Genomic DNA, 22,421 nt, shown 5'->3' with positions numbered 1-22,421 from the left:
TCAGTACTTCCACCGGTAGGCCGCCGCCAGCTGTGCGTCGTCCAGTCCGTCGACGGCCGCGATCTCCCCCTGGCGGACGGCGATCACCGCGTCGGCCAGGACCGGTCCCAGCGCCGTGCGCAGCACCTCGTCCTCGCGGAACGCGGCGACCGCCTCCGCCAGCGAGACCGGCAGGCGGCGCACGCTCCGGGCCGCCGCCTCCTCGGTGCCGAGCCGTGCCGGGTCCCCGGTGATTTCCTCGGGCAGCGCCGCGCCCGCCGTCAGGCCGTCCAGTCCGGCGGCGATCAGCGCGCCGAGGGCGAGGTAGGGGTTGGCGGCCAGGTCCACCGGCTTCACCTCGAGGTTGGCCTGCTGGGCGCGCTGTCCCTCCGTACCCCTGATGACGCGCACCGCGGCTTCCCGGGTCTCCAGGCCCCAGGCGGTGAACACCCCCGCCCACTGGGACGGTTTCAGCCGTAGATAGCTGGCCGGGCTCGGCGCGGTCACCGCCGTGAGGGCCGGCAGGTGGGCGAGGAGGCCGGCCGCGAACGACTCCGCTCCGGCCGTCATGTCGTATCTGCCCCCGCCGCCGGAATGCAGGTTCGCCCCGTCGCGCCAGGCCGAAAGGTGGACATGGCCGCCGTTGCCGACGCCCTCGGCGAAGACCGCGGGCGCGAAGGAGACCCGCAGCCCGTGCCGCTGGGCCACCGCCCGGATGGTCTGCCGCACCAGCACGCTGCGGTCGGCCGCCGCCACGGGGTCCAGCGCGCCCACGGAGACCTCGAACTGCCCGGCCGCGTACTCGGGATGGAGTTGGTCGACCTCCACGCCCTGCGCCGCGAACGCCGCCAGCAGGTCGGCCGTGCAGTCGCTGAGCTCCACCTGCCGGACGGCGCCGTACGCCGGTCCCGAGACCGCGGGCACGAACTCCCCGTCGGGGGCCGACCCCAGGCCGAACGCCCACTCGACCTCGACGGCCGCCCGGAACGTGAGCCCGTGGTCGCGCTCGGCGTCCGCGACGATCCGGCGGAGCAGGGTACGGCTGCACGCCGGATGCCGCTGACCGTCCTGGGTGATCCGGTCCACCGGGGCCCAGGCCCAGCCGGGCTGCCCGGACAGCACGACCAGCCGGTCGAGGTCGGGGTAGAGGCGCAGGTCGCCGTCCGGGGAGCCGAGGACGTCGGTGGTGACGATGTGGTCGTTGGCCAGGAAGGTGTCGAACACCGGTGACATGCCGACGCCCCAGGTGGTCGCGGAGGCCAGCTTCGCGGTCGGGACCGTCTTCACCCGGGTGATGCCCGCGGTGTCGACGTAGGCCAACACGATTCCGTGCACGCCCCGGCCGGTCAGCTCGGCGCTCAGGGCGGTGGCCCGCTCGACGTCACCGGGACGCCCGCCCGGGACGGGGTCGGCAAGGGTGGTCATGTACGTCCTCCTCGACGGACTCGGCTCGGCGGCCACGGCACCTAGCGTCAGGGTTTCACGGCCACCGCGCCGAACTGCGGTACCGCGTCCGGGGAGTCGGGCGCACCGCCCGGCCCAGGAAGTCGCGGTCCGCGCGGGCCACCTCGCGGATCACCGGGAACATCGTGACCACATGCTCGCCGACCCGCTGGTCGACGCCGTGGTTGTCACGGCCGCCGAGCCAGTGGTTCCAGACCCGTGCGTTGTGCGCCACCCGACTGTCCGCTCCGCCCGGCAGGCTGCCGCCCTTGCTCACGTCGCTCCCCCTCGATCGCACCTGCGGACGCCGCCGCCATTGTGCCGCCTGGTGATCAGCGTGTCCCGGGAATCGGCGGAGCGGCCCCGCGATCAAGGTCGGGGATCGAGGGAGGGGACCAAGGTCGGGGATCAAGGGCGGGGGAGCCGCCGGAGAGCGTCCCGGTAGGGTGGCAGGACAGCCCCCCGCCCAGGAAAGCAGGACATGCCCTACTCGCACGCGCCCCTCGTCACCCCGTCCGAGCCCCCGGTCGCGGACGGCTGTGCCGACATCAGGCTCATCGTCACGGACATGGACGGCACGCTCCTGGACGACGACAAGCGGGCCCCCGACGGTCTGTGGGAGACGCTGGCGCTGCTGCGCGAGCGGGGCGTGCTGTTCAGCCCGGCGAGCGGACGCCAGTACGCCACTCTGGCACGACAGTTCGCCGAGGTGGCCGAGGGAATGGTGTTCATCGCGGAGAACGGCACGTACGTCGTCCGCGACGGCGTCGAGCTGAGCTCCGACCCGCTGGATCCCGCCGTCGCCCACGGGGTCGTACGGGCGACGCGGCAGCTCGTCGCCGACGGCGTCGACATGGGCGCGGTCCTGTGCGGCAAGAAGTCCGCCTACGTCGAGCGGACCGACGAGGCCTTCCTGGCCGAGGTGCGCCGGTACTACCTCGAGCACCGGATCGTCGAGGACGTCACCGCCGTCGACGACGACATCATCAAGGTGGCCCTTTTCGACTTCGGATCCGCCGAGCGGACCACCGCACCGGCCCTGGAGCCGTTCACCGCCACCCACCAGGTCGTCGTGTCCGGCGAGCACTGGGTCGACGTCATGAACCGCACCGCCAACAAGGGCGCCGCCATACGCCGGCTCCAGCACGACCTGGGCATCACGCCCGCGCAGACCATGGTGTTCGGCGACTACCTCAACGACCTGGAGATGCTGGACACCGCCGAGTGGTCCTTCGCCATGGCCAACGCCCACCCGGAGGTCGTCCGCCGGGCCCGGCACCTCGCCCCGTCCAACAACGACAACGGCGTGCTGCGCACCGTCGCCCGCATGCTGGACCTCCCCGTCGCAGGCAGCTGAGGCGTCGCGGTTGCGTGAGGGACGCGGGGCGCGGTGCCCCGGCGGCCGGCGGCTCGGTGGCCCGGCTCGGCCGTGACGTTGCCTGAGCAGGCGGACGGTGACGGACGGCGAGCTCGCCGCCATCGAGGAGCACATCCACGGCTTCGGGGGCATGGCCGGCTGGTCACCGGCTGGTCACCCTGCACGACCGCGGTGGCGACGCGGGCACCTCGCTGTGCCAAGGTGAGCCCGTGGACCTTCGAGGAGAAGGAGCAGCATGACCGACCCGACCGCCGTCGCCCGCCTCGCCCTGGAGCTGACCTCCGGGCTGAAGACCGGTGAACTCGAGGACTTCTACCGGGACTTGCACCGTCACCCCGAACTGTCCTTCAAAGAGCACCGCACCGCCGCTCGGCTCGCGGGACGGCTGCGCGCGGCCGGGTACGCGGTCACCGAGGGGGTCGCCGGTACCGGCGTCGTCGGCGTCCTCGGCAACGGGGACGGGCCGGTGGTGTGGCTGCGCGGCGACATGGACGCGCTGCCGGTGCAGGAGGCCACCGGCCTGGAGTACGCCTCCACCGTCGACGGCGTGATGCACGCCTGCGGCCACGACCTGCACGTCACCTGGCTCGCGGGCGCCGCCGAAGCGCTCGCGGCCGCCCGGGAGCGCTGGTCGGGCACGCTGGTCGTGGTGGGGCAGCCCGCGGAGGAGTCCGGTGGTGGGGCGGCCGCGATGGTCGCGGACGGGGCGCACGAGCGTTTCCCACGGCCGGACGTCGTGTTCGGCCAGCACGTCGCGCCCGGGCTCGCCGGCTTCTACCCCCACACCCCGGGCCTGACCATGTCCGCCTCCGACGACATCGACGTCGTCGTGCACGGCGTCGGCGGCCACGGCTCGCGCCCCGAGTCGACGGTCGACCCGCTGGTGACGGCCGCGTACATCGTGACCCGGCTGCAGACGGTCGTCTCCCGCGAGGTCGCGGCGAAGGACTCGGCGGTGCTGACGGTCGGCACGTTCCACGCCGGCACGAAACGCAACATCATCCCGGCAGAGGCCCGGCTCGCCCTGAACCTGCGTACCCAGGATCCCAAGGTGCGCGAGCGGATCTTCACCGCTGTCCGCCGCATCGTCGAGGGCGAGTGCGCGGCGGCCGGCTGCCCGGTGCCGCCCGAGATCACCGTCCGGGCCGGCTATCCGAACACCGTCAACGACCCGGCCCTCGACACGGAGATCGCGGCCGTGCACCGCGAACTGTTCGGCGCGTACACCGTGTTCGACTTCGGTCCTGCGATGGGCAGCGAGGACTTCTCCCTGCTGGCGCCCGAAGACGTGCCGTACGACTACTGGTTCGTGACCTCGACACCGGCCGACGTGTGGGACGCGGCGCCGGGAGAGGAGCTCGCCGAGAAGGTCGCCGCCGTGCCCGGCAACCACAGCCCGCTGTTCGCGCCCGACCTGTCGGTGCTCGTGCCCGGCGTACGGACGCTGGTGTCGGCCGCGCTGAGCCGACTCAGCGCTTGAAACCGGCTCAGTGCTTGATGCCGGTTCCGCGGGTGGGCTCGACGACAGTCATACGGTGCCTCTCCGCGCAGCGTCGTCCCTGGCGGTACGGAGCAGGGCGGCACGCTCCTCCTCGGCCGTCCCGCCCCACACGCCCGAGGCCTGTCCGCTGCTCAGCGCGAACGCCAGGCAGGGGGTGATCACCGGGCAGCGGGCGCAGACGCGCTTGGCGGCCGCGATGTCCCGCAGGGCCGGTCCGGTCGAGCCCACGGGGAAGAACAGCTCGGGGTCCTCGCCCACGCAGGCAGCACTGCGCAACCACTCCATGGGGGCGCGGGTGCCCCGGGCGAACCCGCGCAAACGCCACGGCTTCCGGCCACTGTCCCAGCTGCTTCCTGTCGGCCGACCGCTGTCGGAGGCGATGTCGGAGTCGCCGTCTCAGCTCCTGTCCCAGCCGGTGAGCACGCCGTCCAGGAAGCGGATCAGGTCCGCGAACACCTCGGCCTTGTTCGTCTCGTGGAACACCTCGTGCCGGGCGCCCGGGTAGATCCGCTCGGTCAGGTTCCCACCGCTGAACCGCTCGACGCCGATCCGGCTGCCGGCGAGCGGGACCAACCGGTCGTCGTCGCCGTGCAGCCACAGCAGGGGGAGGCGGCCGACGTCGCCGGCCTTGGCGACGATCTCCAGGGTCCGTACGAAAGCCTCCAGCGTCGGCCGCTTCATCCGCCCGTGCCAGACCAGCGGATCCGCCGCGTACGCCGCGCCGACCGCCGGGTCGCGGGAGAGCGCTGCCGGGCTGATGGGGATGTCGGGGATCTCGTCGTGGGCGAGCAACCGCCCCGGCGTCTCCCACACCCCGATCACCGGCCCGGACAGCACCAGGGCGGCCAGTTCGTGGCCGTACCGCTGTGCGTAGCGTGCTGCGATCAGGCCTCCCATGGAGTGCCCCACCACGACCACGGGCAGGCCCGGACACGCCGCCCGCGCCAGTTCGGCCACGGCGTGCACATCACTGACCACGTCCTCGAAGTCCTCGATCACGACGCGCTCGCCCGCCGACCTCCCGTGCCCCTGGTGGTCGGGCCCGAAGACGGCCGCGCCGTGCGCCGTCAGGACGTCGGCCACCTGCTCGTATCGGCCGATGTGCTCGCCGTAGCCGTGCACCACCAGGGCGACGTACCGGGGTCGCCGGTGCGACCACTCGCGCACGGCGATCGAGCCTCGGGTGCCCGTGAGGACGTGCTCGCGGGTGTCGGCCATGTCTCCTCCAACTGCGCCGGTGAAGGTCTCGGGGGATCTTCCCAGGGAGCCGGTCGGCGGTCCACGAGCTGGGCCTGGAGTCCCTGGCGGCAGGGGCGCAAGGGCATGTGGGGAAGGGCGGGGCAGGGGTCACCTGGCGAGACGGTCCTTACGGTCGCGGGATGCGTGCGCATAACATCGGTCCCCGCATGAACACGATGACGCTCTGGCACATAACAGGCTGGGAGTTCGCCGCGCTCGCCTCCGCGGCGCTGCTCGTCGGCTTCTCCAAGACCGCCGTCAGCGGGGCCAACACGGTCAGCCTCGCGATCTTCGCGGCGGTCCTGCCCGCCCGTGCCTCCACCGGTGTGCTGCTGCCGGTCCTGATCGCCGGGGACGTACTCGCCGTCCTCACCTACCGGCGGCACGCCCACTGGCCCACGCTGTGGCGGCTGTTCCCGGCGGTGGCGGCGGGGGTGGTCGCCGGCACGCTGTTCCTGATGTGGGCCGACGACGGTGTCGTACGGACCTCGATCGGCGCGATCCTGCTGCTGATGGCCGGGGTGACGGTGTGGCGGCGCCGCAGGGCCGACGCGGCGGAGGCACCGGACTCGGTGACCGGCCGGGCGGGCCGGGTCAAGGCCCGCTCGTACGGCGTGCTCGGCGGCTTCACGACCATGGTCGCCAACGCGGGCGGCCCCGTGATGTCGATGTACCTGCTGTCGGCAGGCTTCCGGAAGCTGGGCTTCCTTGGCACGTCCGCCTTCTTCTTCCTGATCGTGAACACCTCCAAGGTGCCCTTCAGCGTGGGCCTGGGTCTGATCGACGGCCACTCGCTGCTCCTCGACGCCGCGCTCGCGGTGTTCGTCGTGCCCGGCGCATTTTTGGGCAAGTGGGCTGTGAACAGGATCAACCAGCGATTGTTCGAGCGGCTGGTGATCGCGGCGACGGTCGTGGGCGGCGTACAGCTGTTGCTTCGGTAGACCCGGCCGAGGCCGTGGGCTACAGGCCCAGCAGGGCGGGAAGGTCGGCGAAGGAGTCGATCACGTGGTCGGGAGTGCCGCTCGCGTCCCGGTGAGTCTCCGGCAGGTACTTGCCGGTCTTGACGAGAACCCCGGTCAGCCCGGCGCGCTGGGCCGCCAGTACGTCCGACTCGATGTCGTCGCCCACCATCAGTGCCTCGCCGGGACCGGCCCCGAGCCGGGCCAGCGCCGCCTCGAAGAACGCGGGCGACGGCTTCCCGGTGACCTCGGCCTCGGTCCGCCCGGCCGCCTCCAGCCCCAGCAGGAAGGCCCCGGAGTCCAGCTGCAGCCCCTGCTCCGTCCGCCAGTACAGATTGCGGTGCATGGCGACCAGCCGCGCCCCCTGCTGGAGGTGCCCGAAGGCCCGGTTCAGGGCGCGGTAGTCGAACTCGGGGCCGGCGCCCCCGACGATCACCACATCCGGCACGGTGTCGGTGTCATCGTCGTCGAGGACGGTGACGTCGCCGAGGTCCTCCCTGATCTCACCGCTGTTCAGCAGCGCGCAGCGGGCGCCGGGCAGCCGCTCGGCGAGGTGGGCGGCGGTGGCGGCGGGCGCGGTGAGCACGTCCTCGGCGGTCACGGGGAACCCGGCGTCCCCCAGGGTCTCCGCGATCGATGCCCGCGTCCGGGACGTCGTGTTGGTCACCAGGACGACACCGAGACCCGCGTCCCGAACCCTCCGCAACGCCTCGACCGCTCCCGGCAGCGGCTGCCACGAGACGGTGAGGACACCGTCGATGTCGATGAGGACGGCACGCGCTGACTCCATGGAGGGGACGATAGCGACCGCGGCCCTGCCCGGCCCGCGGACACCACCCCACCCGGCCCACCCGGCCCACTGCCAAGAGCGAGGACCAGCACCGTGTCCGACGACCCCACCACCCGAGACTCCCCGGAGCGGCCCCGGCTCTGGCAGGTGTCGATCGCACTCGTCGCCACGCCCGCCCAGCACGAGGAGCTGATGGACCGTCTGGCCGACGTGCTGTGCCCGGACCCCGACCACGACGGGCCCTGCCCCGTCCCCTGGGGCATGCACAGCGTCGACGGCGACTCCCTGCCGCCCCGGCGGCGCGCGGCGCTGCTCACCGAGATGGCCGAGACCAACCCCGGCCCAGGGGAGGGCGGGCGAGAAGCGGCCCCCGGAACCTCGTAAGCTTCTCGCCGTGTCCCCGCACATCCTGGTCCTCGGCGGTTCCGCCGAGGCCCGCCGCCTCGCCGCCGGACTGGCGGCGCGTCCCGGGGTGCGCGTGACCACATCCCTCGCGGGACGCGTGTCACAGCCGGCGGCGCTCGAAGGGGACGTACGCGTCGGGGGGTTCGGCGGGGCGGACGGGCTCGCCGCGTGGCTGCGCGAGCACCAGGTGGACGCCGTGGCCGACGCCACGCATCCCTTCGCCGCCGGCATCACCGCCAACGCGGCCCGCGCCACGGCGGCGACCGGGCTGCCGCTGGTCGTGCTGCGCCGACCGGGCTGGCAGCCGGGCCCCGGGGATCGGTGGCACCCCGTCGCCTCCCTGGACGCGGCCGCCGAACTGCTGCCGCGGATCGGCCGACGGGTCCTGCTGACCACGGGGCGGCTGGGCCTCGCGGCCTTCGCGCGGCTGACGGAACTCCACTTCGTCGTACGGTCCGTGGAACCGCCCGAGCCGCCGATGCCGCCGGACACGGAGGTGCTGCTGGCGCGCGGCCCGTTCACCGTGGCCGACGAGTCGGCGCTGCTGCGCGCGCACCGCGTCGACGTGGTGGTGACGAAGGACAGCGGGGGAGAGGCGACGGCGGCCAAGCTCACGGCCGCCCGTGAACTCGGGCTGCCGGTCGTGGTCATACGACGTCCCGCCCTGCCGGAGGGCGTCACCACGGTCCCCGATGTCGCCGGGGTCCTCGACCGGCTGGGCCTCACCCCGCCCTGACCACCGAGGCCGGCAGCCGGTCGACGGCGCGCAGTACCTCGTCACGGTTCTCGGCGCTCCTGATCCAGGCGGGCAGCCGGGGCCATGTACGTCATCGTGTCACGCATACGGGGACGGTCCGCCCGGGTGCCTATCGGGCGTCCGGGTTCCGGCGCAGTAGATACGTGTCCATGATCCAGCCCTTGCGTTCGCGGGCCTCGGCGCGCAGCCGCTCGATGCGCGGGGCGGCCTCGGCGATCGGGCCCGAGGCGAGGATCTCGTCCGGAGTGCCTATGTAGGCGCCCCAGTAGATGTCCATGTCCTGGTCGGCGTACCGCCGGAAGGCCTGGTGCGCGTCGAGCATCACGACCACGTCGTCCACGCCCTCCGGGAACCCCTCGGCGAGCCGCCGCCCCGTGGTGATCTGCACCGGACGCGCCACCCGGTTCAGCCCCGTGCGGTGCCGGGCGACGAGCGCCGAGACACTGCTGATGCCCGGCACGACGTCGTACTCGAAGGCGACGTCGCCCCGGCCGAGCACCTCCTCGAGGATCCCGATCGTGCTGTCGTACAGCGACGGATCGCCCCACACCAGGAACGCGCCGCTGTCGTCCTCGCCCAGCTCGTCGGCGATCAGCCGCTCGTAGATGCCGGCGCGGGCGCTGCGCCAGTCCTCGACGGCGGGGGAGTACGCGGCGCCGCCCGCGGCGCGGTCCCGCTCCGGGTCGCGCGCCTGAACCAGGCGGTACGTCCCCTCCGGTATGTGCGCGTCGAGGATGTCCCGGCGCAGCCGCGTGAGATCGCTCTTCACCTCGCCCTTGTCGAGGATGAAGAACACGTCCGTGCTCCGCAGCGCTCTGACCGCCTGCAGGGTCAGCTGGTCGGGGTCGCCCGCGCCGATACCGATGACATGAATCCTTCGCACGCCCCGAGTCTGCCGTACGGCACTGACAACGCGTGCACCGCGTCCACGCTCACCTGCGCCGACCCGCCGCGCGGGCCACGTCCGCAGCGAGGCACGTCATGAAGCCGCGCGCCCGCGCAGCCGAGGCGCCCGCGCCCGCGCGTCCACGGTCCGCTCCCCGCTCTCCACCTCGTCCGCCAACTCCCGGGCCCAGGCGGTCAGCCCGGCGAGATCCAGCCCGTACGGCCGTTCCCCGGCGCCCGACGCCCATTCCTCGACGGCCCCCGCCCCGCGCCGCAGCAGCCGCGCCCCGCCGGTGACGTTCCCCCGGGCCGCGTGCGTGAGCCCCACCGCGAGCTGCGCCAGCCCGCGCCACAGGGTCCGCTCCTGGTCCGGTCCGGACTTCCAGGCGTCCTCGAAGACTTCGTGCGCGTGGAACGGTTTCCCCTCGTCCAGCAGCGCCTGCGCCTCGGTGACGGTCTGCTCGGGGGTGCGCAGGACACCCTCCGGCTGCCGCTCCACTCCGGCCGCGCCGTACGGCAGGGGCCGTCCGAGCCCGTCCCGGGGCCGGGCGCTGCGGGCCCGCCCCTCGCCGTCCCGGTCCCGTGCGCCGTCCGTACCCCATGTGCTGCTCATACTCCGATTGTCCCGCGCGGGACGCCCCCTTCGGTGCAGGGCCCGGCGTGGGGTAAAGTACTGTCCGCATGATCACGCGGTTCGCCGCGGGAGACGCACCGGGACGTGGCGCAGCTTGGTAGCGCACTTGACTGGGGGTCAAGGGGTCGCAGGTTCAAATCCTGTCGTCCCGACTAGTTCGAACCATCGAACGTCGCAGGTGAAGGACCGTTTTCGAACGGTCCTTTTTCTGTTTTTCTCCCGCTCCCGGGTGGAGCGGATCCCGGGGTGGATCCATGGCTTCCCGCCCTCGTGGTATGACCAGTCCGCCGCCGGGCAGGAGTCGCCCCTCCCATCCTTGGGAGCGGACCGGAAGCCCTCTTCCGCTCCTCGCCCTCCCGGTCGCCGCCGATGGCGATGCTCAGCGCGTCGGTGGCCAGGGCCGCGGCCGCCCGGGTGTCGGTGGGCCTCATACGGCTGTTCGCTGACGTCCTTCAGCACCCGTCGAGGCGTGCCGGAATCGTCCCTGCCCCAAAGTGCCGCAGAGGCGGGTGCGTTCCCTGGCAGGGGATTTATCCAAGGGTTGTGCAAAGCGTTGTGGGAATAGGGGGCGGCGACTAGATTCCGGGCTCGTCAGGGAGTTGAGCCGAACGAAAGTGCGGAGTCGCCATGGGTGTTGGAGACAGGCCGGAGCAGGCGTACGGGGTGAGCCGGCGGGCCGTCCTGCGGTTGACGGGGGCGGCCGCGGTCGCGGCCGGGATCGGTGGTGCGTTCCCCGGGTCGGCCGACGCCGCCGACGCCGTCGTGACGAAGGCGTTCACTCCCGGTCAGCCGTGGCTGGACGACGCCGGGAACGTGATCCAGGCGCACGGCGGCCAGGTGTTCGCCGTGCCGAAGGGCGCCAAGGCCGGCAAGGGTGTGCGCTACCTGTGGTACGGGGAAGACCGCAGCAACGGCTACTACGACAGCCCCGGCGTGCACGTCTACTCCTCGTCGGACCTCTACACCTGGCACGACGAGGGCCTGGCGCTGAAGGCGATGGAGTCGGCCGACCAGTTCACCACCGATCCGTACTTCGCCGGCCTCTACGGCGACTGCACCGCCGACCAGCAGGCCGCCGTCTACCGTGACTTGGGTACCAGGCAGGTCAGTGCGACCGTCAATCCGGCCATCCTGGAACGCCCCAAGGTGATCTACAACGCCCGCACCCGTAAGTGGGTGATGTGGGTGCACGCCGACGGGCCGTCGGGGACCTCCAACGCGCAGTACGCCAAGGCCCGTGCCGGGGTCGCCGTCTCCGACTCGCCCTACGGCCCCTTCCGCTGGATCGACAGCTACCGCCTGGACGTCGCGCCGGCCGGCGAGGACAACTACCAGCCGGACAACCCCGGCATGGCCCGCGACATGAACCTGTTCGTCGACGACGACGGCACCGCGTACATCATCTACTCCAGCGAGGAGAACTACTCGCTGTTCATCTCCAAGCTCGACGCCGACTACACCTACCTGTCCGCGCCGCCCGACCAGGCGGTCAAGGGCGTCGACTTCATCCGCCCCTACATCGGCGCGCATCGTGAAGCCCCGGCCCTCTTCCGCTTCGGCGATGTCTACTACCTGATCACGTCAGGCGCCACCGGCTGGACACCCAACCCGGCCCAGTACGCCACCGCCACCGACATCCTCGGCGAGTGGACGGACCACGGCGGCCCGATCTCCGGCGACGGCGCCGCCGACACCTTCACATCCCAGTCGACCTGCGTCATTCCGGTGGAGCCGAAGCGCGGCCGGTTCATCTTCATGGGCGACCGCTGGACCCCCAGCGACCTGGCCGACTCCCCGTACATCTGGCTGCCCGTCAGCTTCGGCGAGGGCACCGCCATGGAGCTGACCTGGCACGACAGCTGGACACTCGACGCAGACCTGGCGGACCAGAAGCAGTACACGGTCGACGTCCAACTCCCCGCACAGCTCTGGCTCGGCGCGGACGGGGCCGCCGAGCAGGCCGACCTGCCGAACCGGGTGCGGGTCGCCTCCGGCCACCGCACCCTCACCTCCCGCGTCACCTGGAACCTCGACGAGGCCGACCGCCCCGGCATGGTCCCGGTCACCGGTACCCTGGTGGACTTCGGGGACCGCACGTTCACCCGCCAGGTGCTCGCCGTGCCGCACAACCTGCGCTACGTGGTCAACGCGGGCGGCGACACCACGGGCGACTGGACCTCGATGGTGACCGCCGCCCGCACGGAGGGCACGGTCCTCAACTCGACGCCGGAGCAGCCGTTCGGCAGCGACGCGGAGACCGGCGCGCAGTGGGGCTGGACCAGCGCGGGCGCCCTCGCCCGGAAGGTATCCGGTGGCGACCTGTACACCACACTGCGCTACGCGGTCTCCGGCCGGACGCTGACCTACACCTTCGGGGGCCTGGACCCGGCGCGGACGTACACCGTCCACGCCGGCTGGTACGACCCGTGGCCATGGGCCAACCGCGCGGCGCGCGTCGAGGTCAACGGCACGGTCGTGGAGGCGCAGCGGCTGTTCACCTCGACCCGCGAGGCCTCCGCGTACCGGGGTCTGTCCCCGGACACCGACGGGGTGCTGCGGCTGGACGTCATTCCCACCCGCAGCCCGGACATCCAGCTGAGCTTCGCCTTGGTGAGCGAGGACGAGTAGCCGGTCGCGCCGGGCTTACGCGACCTTCCGGCGGTTCCGGGTGGCGAACCCGCAACCGCCGGGTCGGAACGGGGGGGCTCCGGCTGACGCGCCACGGACGAAAAGGCGCACGGGGTGCCGCCGAGTCCGGCGGCACCCCGTGCACCCCTCACGCGAGCCGGGCCGGCCCGCCCGTCGACTCGCGGACCACGAGGGAGAACCGGCCGACGCGTTCCTCCGGCTCCACGGCAGGTCCGGGCCGCTCGATCCGCCGGACCAGCCGGGCGACCGCGTGCTCGGCCATCATGTCGTGGTCCGGGTCGACCGTGGACAGAGAAGGAACGAGGAACGCGCTCTCGTCGACGTTGTCGAAGCCGATGACCTTGACGTCGTGCGGTACGCGCACCCCGGCATCGGCCAGACCGCGCAGCACGCCCATGGCCACGGTATCGGTCACGCAGAACACACCGTCGAAGTCGAGGCCGTCGGACACCATCTGCCGGGCGCATCGTGCTCCGGCATCCATGGTGAACGCGGTGACGCACTGCTCCAGGTCCGGGTCAGGGGGCAGGCCCGCGCTTGCCAGGGCCTGTCGGTACCCGGACTGGCGCAGGCTCGACACGTCGGCGTCGTGGCCGACCGCTCCGCGCAGGAACGCGATGCGCCGACAGCCGCGCTCGATCAGATGGTGGGTGGCCGCGCGGGAGGCGTCGACGTTGGGCATGGCGATGTGGTCCACGTGCCCGCTGAACATCCGCTCGCCGAGGACGACCACCGGGTGGTCGACCTTGGACCACTCGGCGTCGGTCGCCCCCAGACCGACGGCGCTGATGACGAGCCCGTCATAGAGCCGGTTGCGGGACCTGGTCAGTGCCGCCAGTTCGTTCTCCACCAGTGCGCCGGTCTGCTCGATGCTCACCCGGAGGCCGCGGCGCTCGGCGGCGGCGATGACGGCCGCGCCCAGCCGGCCGTAGTAGGGGCGGTTGATCTCGGGGACGGCGAAGCCGATGGTTCCGGTACGGCCCTTGCGGAGGTTGCGGGCGGCCACGTTGACGCGGTAGTCGAGACGGGCCATCGCGTCGAGGACCTTGTCGCGTGTGGCCGGGCGAACGCTGGGGTGCGCGTTGATGACGTTGGAGACCGTCATCGCGGAGACACCGGCCGCCTTGGCCACGTCCCGGATCGTCGCCATGGCCCTCCCTCTTCCGTGGTGCCGTGGTGCCGGCATCCGCCCCGGCCCATTAGACCTCAGGCCGGTGGGGTGAACCGATAGAGGGCCGCGCCGTGGACGGGAAGGTCGACGCTGAGGTGGCGGCCGTCATGCGGGTGGTCGGTGCGGGTCCACAGCTCATGTGTGTGATCGTCGGGGCGGGCGCCGAGGGAGCCGAGCGGGACGGTGACGGGCCGGGGGGTGTCGGCGAGGTTGAACACGGCGGCGTAGCGGGTACGGCCGTCGGTGTCGCGGGCGGTCCACAGCACCAGGTCGTCCTCGCGCAGCACTTCGCGGTTGTCGGTGCTGTGCCACAGGACGGCGAGGGCCTCCTCGTTGGACAGCAGCTCGATCGTCTCGGGCGGGGTGGTGGGCAGGTCGCCGCCCATCATCAGGGGGGAGCGGGCCATGAACCACAGCGTGAGCAGACTGACCTGCTCGGCGTGGGTGAGGGCACACAGCCGGTCGGCGCCGCGTTCGGCCCGGATGCCGATGTGCCCCAGGGGCAGCATGTCGGCGTCCGCCCAGCCCTGTGCGCCCTGCCAGGGGGCCCAACGCGCCATGCGGGCGAACTGCGCCTCGACGTCCTCCCACCGGTCCCACAGATCGTCGCAGACGCGCCACATGGTGGCGTTGGTGCGCAGGTGGTCGAGGTGGGCGACGGAGACGTCCGTGCCCGGCGACAGGCTCAGTTCGATCGGCCGCCCGGAGCGGGCGATCGCGCGGGCATACGCCTCGATCTCCCGTTCGTGGTACGGGAAGAGCATGTCGTCGGCCTTGACGAAGTCGACGCCCCAGGCGGCGAATTGGGCGACTTGCGCGTCGTAGTAGGCCTGGGCGCCCGGGTGGTCGTGGTTCAGGCCGTAGTTGTCGGTGTTCCAGGGGCAGACGGAGCCGGTGTCGGCGATCTCGTCGGCGGTGAACTCGGTGCCGGCCACGGGCAGTCGGGCGGCGACGGCACGGCGTGGGATGCCGCGCATGATGTGCAGGCCGAAGCGCAGGCCCAGCGCGTGCACCCGCTCGGCCAGCGGGCCGAAGCCCGCGCCGTCGGCTGCCGAGGGAAACCGGTTCGGCGCGGGCAGCTGTCGCCCGTAGGCGTCCAGGAGCAGCGGGGCGTCCGGGTTGTAGCCGTGGGCGCGGGCCGTGGGCTCGTACCACTGGATGTCCACGACGACCGTGTCCCAGCCGTGGGCCAGCAGATGGTCGTGCAGGAAGGCCGCGTTGGCGAGGACCTCGTCCTCGGTGACGGTGGTGCCGTAGCAGTCCCAGCTGTTCCAGCCCATGGGCGGGCGCAGTGAGCGTTCGGGCAGGGGACGGACGGGGGCCATGGACGGTCCGTTTCTGGGTGGAGGCGTGCGAGGCCTGGAGGCGATGGGGTGGTCAGGCCAGCGGAGCCCGGAGCGTGAGGAACGAGTGCGGCGGCAGCGTGAGAGCAAGGCCCTGGCCGGTGGTCTTCACCCCGTCGAAGGCGCGCGGGGCGACCGCTGCGGGCTCCTGTGGGGTGTTGTGGGCCGGGATCCGGTCGGCGGTCAGCAGCCGGGCCTCCGGCTCGCCGATCGTGGCGCCGCGCAGGTCGAGCGTGAGGTCGACGGGTTCTTCGGCGTCCAGGTTGGTCAGCGAGATCAGGACCGTTCCGTCCTTGACGCTGGCGGAGGCGGAGACGGTGTCCAGGTCGGCGTCCCCCACCCGGCGGCGGGCGTTGTCGGTGCGTACGTGGACGGCGAGCGAGGTGGCGTCGTGGTGGCCCTTGTTCATCTCGAACACGTGGTACGTCGGCGTCAGGACCAGCGCGTCGGTGTCCGGGTCGGTGAGGACCATGGCCTGCAGGACGTTCACGGTCTGGGCGATGTTGGCCATGTGCAGGCGCGCCGCGTGCTTGTGGAAGATGTCGAAGTGCGTACTGGCCACGAGTGCGTCGCGCAGTGTGTTCTGCTGGTACAGGAAGCCCGGGTTGGTGCCCGGCTCCACGTCCCACCAGGTGCCCCACTCGTCGAGGACGAGGCCGACCGTGCGACCCCGGTCGTAGAGGTCCATGACCGTGGAGTGGCCGGTGAGGATGCGGTCGGTGTCCTTGGCCGACAGCATCGTCCGGTAGTAGTCGTCCGTGCCGAAGGCGGTGGCGCTGCCCTTTGCCTCCCAGGGGCCCGACATCGTGTAGTGGTGGATGGAGAGGCCTTGGAAGAAGTTCTTCGGCGTGGCCTCGCAGCCGAAGCAACTGATCTGCTGCATCAGCGTCTCGGTCCACTTGTAGTCGTCGTCGGACGCGCCCGAGGCGATGCGGTAGAGCTTGTTGTCACCGTGGTCGCGGCAGTACGTGGCGTACTGGCGGGCCAGGTCGGCGGAGTACTCGGCGCGCATGTTGCCGCCGCAGCCCCACGTCTCGTTGCCGATACCCCAGTACTTCACGCGCCAGGGCTCCTCGCGCCCGTTGGCCTTGCGCAGGCGCACCATGGGGCTGTCGCCGTCGCGGGTGAGGTACTCGACCCACTCGCTCATCTCGCGGACGGTGCCGCTGCCGACGTTGCCGCTGATGTACGGCTCGGCGCCGAGCAGTTCGCACAGGGCCATGAACTCGTGGGTGCCGAAGTGGTTGTTCTCCTCGACGTTGCCCCAGTGCGTGTTGACCATGCGGGGGCGCGTCTCGCGCGGGCCGATGCCGTCCTGCCAGTGGTACTCGTCGGCGAAACAGCCGCCGGGCCAGCGCAGGTTGGGGATGTCCAGGGCGCGCAGCGCCTCCACCACGTCGAGGCGGATGCCGCCCTCGTTGGGCAGGGGCGAGTCCTCGCCGACCCAGAAACCTCCGTAGATGCAGCGTCCGAGGTGCTCGGCGAAGTGGCCGTAGAGGTGGCGGCTGATCGTCGGCCCCGGGATGTCGAGGTTGATGACCGCGGTGGCTTCGGGCACGAAAGTACTCCTGTGTGACGGGGTTTTGTATCGATAAAAAACTCTGGGGGGTGTCGGCGTCAAGGGGGGTGCGCGGATCGGCCGGCTGTGCCTCGACGGATCGCGGATCCGTGCGACCGGATGGGCCGGCGCGGAGCGCGTCGGCCGGACCTGGGTCGGTGAGCGGCCGGCCTTCTCGGGCGGTGACCCGGATTCACTCTGCATTCCGCCGGGATGGTCCGGTCTGACTCTGTTCGTTCAGGGCGTGCAAGGGCAGGGCGAGTCAGAGCTACGTACCCTGTGGCTGAAGTCGGAGACCGATTGAGGACCGGCTGACGACCGACCTGTGAGGGGGAAACGGTGGCGCGCCGTACGGCTCGTGATCTTCGTAGTGAGAACCGCTTCGAAGTTCTGCACGCACTGTTCGACGTCGGGCCGTCGACTCGGCAGGAGCTCGCCCGGCGCACCGCGCTCAGCCCGGCGACCGTGGCGACACTGGTCACCGAGTTCCTGTCCGAGGGCGTGCTGCACATCGCCACCGTGGAACGCAACACCGTGGGACGGCCCTACGAGCGGCTCACCATCAATCCCGACCGCGGCCGTATCGTCGGCGTCGACGTAGCCGAGACCTACGTCGACGCCACGGTGTACGACCTCGCGCTCGGCGTACTCGGCCACGGCGAGGTCGCCCTCGACGAGCACGAGAACGGCCAGTCCTACGTGGTCGACGGCATCGTCCGTGCCATCGAATCGGCGGTCGAGGCCAGCGGAACCGAGTGCGCACACATCGTCGGCGTCGGGGTCAGCATGCCGGGCCACGTCCACCCCAACGCCGGTGTCTCGGTCTTCGCGCCGAACTGGGACTGGCACGATGTCCACATCGAGGAACTGCTGGAGAAGCGCCTGCGGATCCCCGTGTACGTCGACAACCCGCTCAAGGCCGTGATCCTTTCCGAGATGTGGTTCGGCGGCGGGCGCGTCGTCGACAGCATGGCCGTCGTCAACCTCGGCACCGGCGTCGGCGCCGGCATCGCGATCGAGGGATCACTGCTCCGCGGCGTCACCAACAACGCGGGTGAATGGGGCCATACGCTCCTGCAGTTGGACGGCAGGCAGTGCCGCTGCGGTCGGCGCGGCTGTGTGGAGGCGTACCTCGGAGTCCATGGACTCGAGATGACGCTGACCGAGACAGCCCCGGAACATCCCGCGCTCCGTCAGTCGGGGCAGCGCGACTTCGTCAAGGCGGTCGCCGACGGCCTGGCGGCAGGCGATCCGACGCTGAGCGATCTCGTCGGCCGCACCGCGCGCTACCTCGGCGCGGCCCTCGGCGACCTCGTCAACCTGCTCAACATTCCGATGATCACCCTCACCGGCTGGACGTCCGACGCACTGGCCGAATGGCTCGTCCCCGCGGTACGCGACGAACTCCCCGGCCATGTGCTTCCCGGCTCACTGCCCGACCTCACCGTCGAGGCGTCCCGGGTCCCCGGCAACGCTGTGGCGCTGGGCATGGCGGCGTTCACGCTGGAGCAGTTCCTCGCCCGACTCGGCCTGGCCAGCTCCGCCAGGGCCCGGGCCCAGCCCGGGGGCGACGGGTAGCCGGAAGGGCGTTCAGCAGGAGGCGGTGGCGGCGGTGTGTGAGGGCCACCTTGCCGTCGAGGGAACTCTGTTCACCGACGGGGCTACGGCCTGACCAGCAACTGGAAGTCGAACGCGTACCGGGACGCGCGGTAGATGTGGGTGCCGTACTCGACGGCCCGCCCGGTGTCGTCGTACGCCGTGCGCGTCATGGTCAGCAGCGCAGCCCCGGCCTTCTCGTCGAGGCGGGCGGCCTCCTCGGCGGTGGCGGAGCGGGCGCCGATGGTCTGGCGGGCGCTGTGCAGGGTGATGCCGGCGGAGCGCATCGTCCGGTACAGGCCGGTCGACTCCAGCCTGCTTTCGTCGAGTCCCAGGAGGCCGGCCGGCAGGTAGTTGCACAGGAACGCCACCGGCCGGCCGTGCGTGCGGCGCAGTCGCTCCAGGACCGTGACCTCGGCGCCCTCCACGATACCGAGGGCGGCGGCCACGTCGGCTGCCGCCGGGACCGCCTCGTCGCGCACCACCTCGGTGGTCGGCTCCTGTCCGGCCGCCTCCAGGTCGTCGTAGAGACTGCTGAGCTCCAGCGGGCGCCTGACCTGGCTGTGCACCACCTGGGTGCCCACGCCGCGCCGGCGGACCAGCAGCCCCTTGTCGACCAGGGACTGGATGGCCTGGCGGACCGTGGGCCGGGACAGTCCGAGGCGTACGGAGAGGTCGATCTCGTTGCCCAGCAGGTTGCCCGGGGCGAGGGCCCCGTGCTCGATCGCCGCCTCCAGTTGCTGTGCGAGTTGGTAGTACAGCGGAACCGGGCTGGTGCGGTCCAGGACGAAGTGCAGGGAGTCGAGCACCGGGCGCCTCCAATCGCTCAGGGGTACGCCCGGCCGCAGCGGGTAGATCGATCGCGACGGGCGAGTCTTGATCGGGTCGCCTCCCAGGTGTAGGCGCCGGCGCCCGGGACTGTCAATAATTTGTACTTACATTCGGACCTTGTTGTGAAATGATGTCTTAACAAAGTATTGACAGCGAGCGCGCCACGGGATTGGATCCGGTCCCAACGCAACAGCCGTTCCCACGGCCCGGTCCCGGGCCCCGGATCTTCGTGGATCCACTCCCCTTTCCCGTCGGTCCCCCGTCGCACAGTGAGGTGCAGGAAAGATGGATCGCTCGTCGCATGTCCGCTCCCGCAGGCTGGCCCCCGTGGTGGCCCTGGCCGCCGCGGCAGCTCTGACCCTCGCAGGCTGTTCCAGCAGCTCCGGCGGCAAGAAGGCCGAGGAAGGCGGGGACGACGCTTCCGCGGGCAAGGCCACCACGCCCCGTATGACGGTCGCGCTCGTCACTCACGCCCCGCCCGGCGACACCTTCTGGGACACCGTCCGCAAGGGCGCCCAGGCGGCCGCCGCCAAGGACAACGTCAAGCTCGTCTACTCCAGCGACCCGAACGCCGGCAACCAGGCCAACCTGGTCCAGAACGCGATCGACCAGAAGGTCGACGGCATCGCGATCACCCTGGCCAAGCCCGACGCCATGAAGGACGTCGTGGGCAAGGCGGCACAGGCCGGCATACCCGTGGTGGGCCTCAACTCCGGTCTGAGCGACTGGAAGTCCCTCGGGCTGCTGGAGTTCTTCGGCCAGGACGAGAGCGTCGCGGGCGAGGCGTTCGGCGGCAAACTGAACGCGACCGGCGCCAAGAAGATCGTCTGCGTGATCCACGAGCAGGGCAACGTCGGTCTGACCCAGCGCTGCGACGGCGTGAAGAAGACCTTCAAGGGCACCACCGAGACCCTCTACGTCAACGGCACCGACATGCCCTCGGTGAAGTCGACGATCACCGCCAAGCTCAAGCAGGACAGCGGCATCGACCATGTCGTCACGCTCGGCGCGCCGTTCGCGCTGACGGCGGTGCAGTCGGTGTCCGACGCGGGCAGCAAGGCAAAGGTCGCCACCTTCGACCTCAACAAGCAACTGGTCGCGGGCGTCAAGGACGGCAGCATCGAGTTCGCCGTCGACCAGCAGCCCTACCTCCAGGGCTACCTGGCGGTCGACTCCCTGTGGCTCTACAAGAACAACGGCAACTACAGCGGCGGCGGGGAGCAGCCGGTGCTGACCGGACCGGCCTTCGTCGACAAGTCCAACGTCGACAAGATCGCCGAGTTCGCGGCGAAGGGCACCCGGTGAGCTGAGATGACCCAAGCAACGGCACCGGCGGCGAGTTCCTCGTCGCCGGCCTCGCCGGCCGGCCGGAAGGACGGGCGCACCGCCCAGCGCTCGCTGTGGCGCCGGCTGCTCGCCCGCCCGGAGGTGGGCGCACTCATCGCCGCGATCGGCGTGTACGTCTTCTTCTTCGTGGCGGCCCCCTCCTTCCGTGACGCGGGTGCCCTGTCCACCGTGCTCTACCAGGCCTCCGTCATGGGCATCATGACGCTGCCGGTGGCCCTGCTGATGATCGGCGGCGAGTTCGACCTGTCCGCCGGCGTCGCGGTCACCACCTCCGCGCTGACCGCGGCCATCCTGAGCTTCCAGCTCTCGGTGAACGTATGGACCGGGGTGATCGTGGCCCTGATCGTCTCCCTCGGCGTCGGCGCCTTCAACGGCTGGCTGCTGATCAAGACCGGACTGCCCAGCTTCCTGGTCACCCTGGGCTCGTTCCTGATCCTCCAGGGCGCCAACCTCGCCGTCACCAAGATCTTCACCGGTAACGTCGCCAGCGACTCGATCGCGGACATGGACGGCTTCGACCAGGCCAAGAAGATCTTCGCCTCCGAGTTCACCATCGGCGGGGTGAACTTCAAGATCACCATCGTCTACTGGCTGGTGTTCGCGGTGGCCGCGACCTGGCTGCTGCTGCGCACCAAGTTCGGCAACTGGATCTTCGCGGTCGGCGGCGACAAGGACAGCGCCCGCGCGGTCGGCGTGCCCGTCAGCTTCACCAAGATCGCCCTGTTCATGGGGGTGGGCGCCGGCGCCTGGTTCGTCGGCATGCACCTGCTGTTCTCGTTCAACACCGTGCAGTCCGGCGAGGGCGTCGGCAACGAGTTCCTCTACATCATCGCCGCGGTCATCGGCGGCTGTCTCCTCACCGGCGGCTACGGCTCCGCGATCGGTCCCGTCATCGGCGCCTTCATCTTCGGCATGGTCAACCAGGGCATCGTCTACGCCAACTGGAACCCCGACTGGTTCAAGGCGTTCCTCGGCGTGATGCTCCTCGTCGCCGCCCTCGTCAATCTGTGGGTCCGCCGCACGGCGACCCGGAGGTGAACCCCATGACAAGCAACGGAACCGGCACGCACGGAGCCGTCCTCGAGGACACGGCCCCCCAGGCGGACGCCCCCGTCGTCGAACTCCGCAACGCCGGCAAGTCCTACGGCAACATCCGCGCCCTGCACGGAGTCGACCTGACGGTCCACCCCAGCCGGGTGACCTGCGTCCTGGGCGACAACGGCGCCGGCAAGTCCACCCTCATCAAGATCATTTCGGGTCTGCACCAGCACACCGAGGGTGACTTCCTCGTCGACGGCACGCCAGTGCGCTTCAGCACCCCGCGTGAGGCCCTCGACAAGGGCATCGCCACCGTCTACCAGGACCTGGCGACGGTCCCGCTGATGCCGGTGTGGCGCAACTTCTTCCTCGGCTCCGAGATGACCAAGGGCCCCTGGCCGCTGCGCCGCCTCGACATCGAACGCATGCGGCAGACCGCCGACGAGGAACTGCGCAACATGGGCATCGTCCTCGACGACCTGGAACAGCCCATCGGCACGCTCTCGGGCGGCCAGCGCCAGTGCGTGGCGATCGCCCGCGCCGTCTACTTCGGTGCCCGTGTCCTCATCCTGGACGAGCCGACGGCCGCCCTCGGCGTCAAGCAGTCCGGCGTGGTCCTCAAGTACATCGCCGCCGCCCGTGACCGCGGCCTCGGCGTCATCTTCATCACCCACAACCCCCACCACGCCTACATGGTCGGCGACCACTTCAGCGTCCTGCGGCTGGGCACCATGGAACTCAGCGCCGACCGCAGCGAGGTCAGCCTCGAGGAACTCACCAACCACATGGCCGGTGGCGCCGAACTTGCCGCATTGAAGCACGAGTTGGCGCAGGTCCGCGGTGTCGACGTCGAGGAGCTGCCCGAAGCGGAGGACCTCACCGCACCCGCACCGGCCTCCTCCGAAGGGACGTCTTGAC

20 protein-coding genes, 1 tRNA gene and 1 pseudogene are annotated in these 22,421 nt (G+C 71.1%); 11 read left to right on the top strand and 11 right to left on the bottom strand.

What is annotated here, in order from left to right:
• Both ACFY16_RS16475 and ACFY16_RS16470 read right to left on the bottom strand, forming a co-directional pair.
• Positions 1-1,404, bottom strand: a complete 1,404-nt coding sequence (locus ACFY16_RS16475; RefSeq protein WP_390647810.1) for a glutamine synthetase family protein — start codon at positions 1,402-1,404, stop codon at positions 1-3.
• A 100-nt stretch (positions 1,405-1,504) separates the two neighbouring features.
• A pseudogene (locus ACFY16_RS16470) lies at positions 1,505-1,699 on the bottom strand (SAM-dependent methyltransferase); the annotation flags it as partial.
• A 204-nt stretch (positions 1,700-1,903) separates the two neighbouring features.
• Between ACFY16_RS16470 and ACFY16_RS16465 the strand changes: the two are divergent.
• On the top strand, positions 1,904-2,779 hold the full coding sequence (locus ACFY16_RS16465) for a Cof-type HAD-IIB family hydrolase (protein WP_390647809.1): 876 nt from the start codon (positions 1,904-1,906) through the stop codon (positions 2,777-2,779).
• Between the two features lie 256 nt (positions 2,780-3,035).
• The gene (locus ACFY16_RS16460; protein ID WP_390647808.1) at positions 3,036-4,280 is read left to right on the top strand and encodes an amidohydrolase; all 1,245 of its coding nucleotides are present in this window, start codon (positions 3,036-3,038) and stop codon (positions 4,278-4,280) included.
• 48 nt (positions 4,281-4,328) lie between these two features.
• Here ACFY16_RS16460 and ACFY16_RS16455 read toward each other — a convergent pair whose 3' ends face one another.
• Together ACFY16_RS16455 and ACFY16_RS16450 are read right to left on the bottom strand one after the other, a co-directional pair.
• On the bottom strand, positions 4,329-4,586 hold the full coding sequence (locus ACFY16_RS16455) for a WhiB family transcriptional regulator (protein WP_390647807.1): 258 nt from the start codon (positions 4,584-4,586) through the stop codon (positions 4,329-4,331).
• 111 nt (positions 4,587-4,697) lie between these two features.
• Positions 4,698-5,519 (bottom strand): alpha/beta hydrolase, encoded by an 822-nt coding sequence (locus tag ACFY16_RS16450; protein WP_390647806.1) that lies wholly within the window; start codon positions 5,517-5,519, stop codon positions 4,698-4,700.
• A gap of 188 nt (positions 5,520-5,707) precedes the next feature.
• On the opposite strand from ACFY16_RS16450, the gene ACFY16_RS16445 reads away from it, so the two are divergent.
• A complete protein-coding gene (locus ACFY16_RS16445) occupies positions 5,708-6,481 on the top strand; it encodes a sulfite exporter TauE/SafE family protein (protein WP_390647805.1) in 774 nt (257 codons plus the stop codon).
• A gap of 19 nt (positions 6,482-6,500) precedes the next feature.
• On the opposite strand, the gene ACFY16_RS16440 is transcribed toward ACFY16_RS16445, so the two are convergent.
• Positions 6,501-7,289, bottom strand: a complete 789-nt coding sequence (locus ACFY16_RS16440) for an HAD-IIA family hydrolase (protein ID WP_390647804.1) — start codon at positions 7,287-7,289, stop codon at positions 6,501-6,503.
• A 93-nt stretch (positions 7,290-7,382) separates the two neighbouring features.
• On the opposite strand from ACFY16_RS16440, the gene ACFY16_RS16435 reads away from it, so the two are divergent.
• Together ACFY16_RS16435 and ACFY16_RS16430 are read left to right on the top strand one after the other, a co-directional pair.
• Positions 7,383-7,673 (top strand): hypothetical protein, encoded by a 291-nt coding sequence (locus tag ACFY16_RS16435; RefSeq protein WP_390647803.1) that lies wholly within the window; start codon positions 7,383-7,385, stop codon positions 7,671-7,673.
• A gap of 10 nt (positions 7,674-7,683) precedes the next feature.
• Positions 7,684-8,430 (top strand): cobalt-precorrin-6A reductase, encoded by a 747-nt coding sequence (locus ACFY16_RS16430; protein ID WP_390647802.1) that lies wholly within the window; start codon positions 7,684-7,686, stop codon positions 8,428-8,430.
• Between the two features lie 130 nt (positions 8,431-8,560).
• Here the strand turns inward: ACFY16_RS16430 and cobF are convergent, their stop codons facing one another.
• Both cobF and ACFY16_RS16420 read right to left on the bottom strand, forming a co-directional pair.
• Entirely contained in the window at positions 8,561-9,334 is a 774-nt protein-coding gene (gene cobF / locus ACFY16_RS16425; protein WP_390647801.1) for a precorrin-6A synthase (deacetylating), read from the bottom strand.
• Positions 9,335-9,430: 96 nt separating this feature from the next.
• The gene (locus ACFY16_RS16420; protein WP_390647800.1) at positions 9,431-9,949 is read right to left on the bottom strand and encodes a DUF309 domain-containing protein; all 519 of its coding nucleotides are present in this window, start codon (positions 9,947-9,949) and stop codon (positions 9,431-9,433) included.
• 99 nt (positions 9,950-10,048) lie between these two features.
• Here ACFY16_RS16420 and ACFY16_RS16415 point away from each other — a divergent pair.
• Positions 10,049-10,122: transfer RNA gene (locus ACFY16_RS16415), tRNA-Pro, on the top strand.
• A gap of 475 nt (positions 10,123-10,597) precedes the next feature.
• Positions 10,598-12,598: a glycoside hydrolase family 43 protein gene (locus ACFY16_RS16410; protein WP_390647799.1), complete on the top strand. Its 2,001-nt coding sequence runs from the start codon at positions 10,598-10,600 to the stop codon at positions 12,596-12,598.
• A 148-nt stretch (positions 12,599-12,746) separates the two neighbouring features.
• Here the strand turns inward: ACFY16_RS16410 and ACFY16_RS16405 are convergent, their stop codons facing one another.
• Genes ACFY16_RS16405 through ACFY16_RS16395 form a run of 3 tightly spaced genes read right to left on the bottom strand, consistent with a single transcriptional unit; the run spans position 12,747 to position 16,691 of the window.
• Positions 12,747-13,769, bottom strand: a complete 1,023-nt coding sequence (locus ACFY16_RS16405; protein WP_390647798.1) for a LacI family DNA-binding transcriptional regulator — start codon at positions 13,767-13,769, stop codon at positions 12,747-12,749.
• Between the two features lie 56 nt (positions 13,770-13,825).
• Positions 13,826-15,115, bottom strand: coding sequence for a glycoside hydrolase family 27 protein (locus tag ACFY16_RS16400; RefSeq protein WP_390647797.1), 1,290 nt, complete (start codon positions 15,113-15,115; stop codon positions 13,826-13,828).
• Between the two features lie 52 nt (positions 15,116-15,167).
• Positions 15,168-16,691 (bottom strand): alpha-N-arabinofuranosidase, encoded by a 1,524-nt coding sequence (locus ACFY16_RS16395; protein ID WP_390647796.1) that lies wholly within the window; start codon positions 16,689-16,691, stop codon positions 15,168-15,170.
• Positions 16,692-17,030: 339 nt separating this feature from the next.
• Between ACFY16_RS16395 and ACFY16_RS16390 the strand changes: the two genes are divergently transcribed.
• Complete coding sequence (locus ACFY16_RS16390) at positions 17,031-18,269, top strand: ROK family transcriptional regulator (protein ID WP_390647795.1); 1,239 nt, start codon at positions 17,031-17,033, stop codon at positions 18,267-18,269.
• Between the two features lie 83 nt (positions 18,270-18,352).
• Here ACFY16_RS16390 and ACFY16_RS16385 read toward each other — a convergent pair whose 3' ends face one another.
• The gene (locus ACFY16_RS16385) at positions 18,353-19,096 is read right to left on the bottom strand and encodes a GntR family transcriptional regulator (protein WP_390647794.1); all 744 of its coding nucleotides are present in this window, start codon (positions 19,094-19,096) and stop codon (positions 18,353-18,355) included.
• 307 nt (positions 19,097-19,403) lie between these two features.
• On the opposite strand from ACFY16_RS16385, the gene ACFY16_RS16380 reads away from it, so the two are divergent.
• Genes ACFY16_RS16380 through ACFY16_RS16370 form a run of 3 tightly spaced genes read left to right on the top strand, consistent with a single transcriptional unit; the run spans position 19,404 to position 22,420 of the window.
• Positions 19,404-20,423, top strand: a complete 1,020-nt coding sequence (locus tag ACFY16_RS16380; RefSeq protein WP_390647793.1) for a sugar ABC transporter substrate-binding protein — start codon at positions 19,404-19,406, stop codon at positions 20,421-20,423.
• Between the two features lie 6 nt (positions 20,424-20,429).
• Positions 20,430-21,503, top strand: a complete 1,074-nt coding sequence (locus tag ACFY16_RS16375) for an ABC transporter permease (protein ID WP_390647792.1) — start codon at positions 20,430-20,432, stop codon at positions 21,501-21,503.
• A gap of 5 nt (positions 21,504-21,508) precedes the next feature.
• A complete protein-coding gene (locus ACFY16_RS16370; protein ID WP_390647791.1) occupies positions 21,509-22,420 on the top strand; it encodes an ATP-binding cassette domain-containing protein in 912 nt (303 codons plus the stop codon).
• Position 22,421 lies beyond the last annotated feature (1 nt).

The sequence above is a fragment of the Streptomyces sp. NPDC001315 genome (assembly GCF_042896175.1).
Lineage (GTDB): Bacteria > Actinomycetota > Actinomycetes > Streptomycetales > Streptomycetaceae > Streptomyces.
This window is presented reverse-complemented; position numbering and strand designations above follow the sequence as displayed.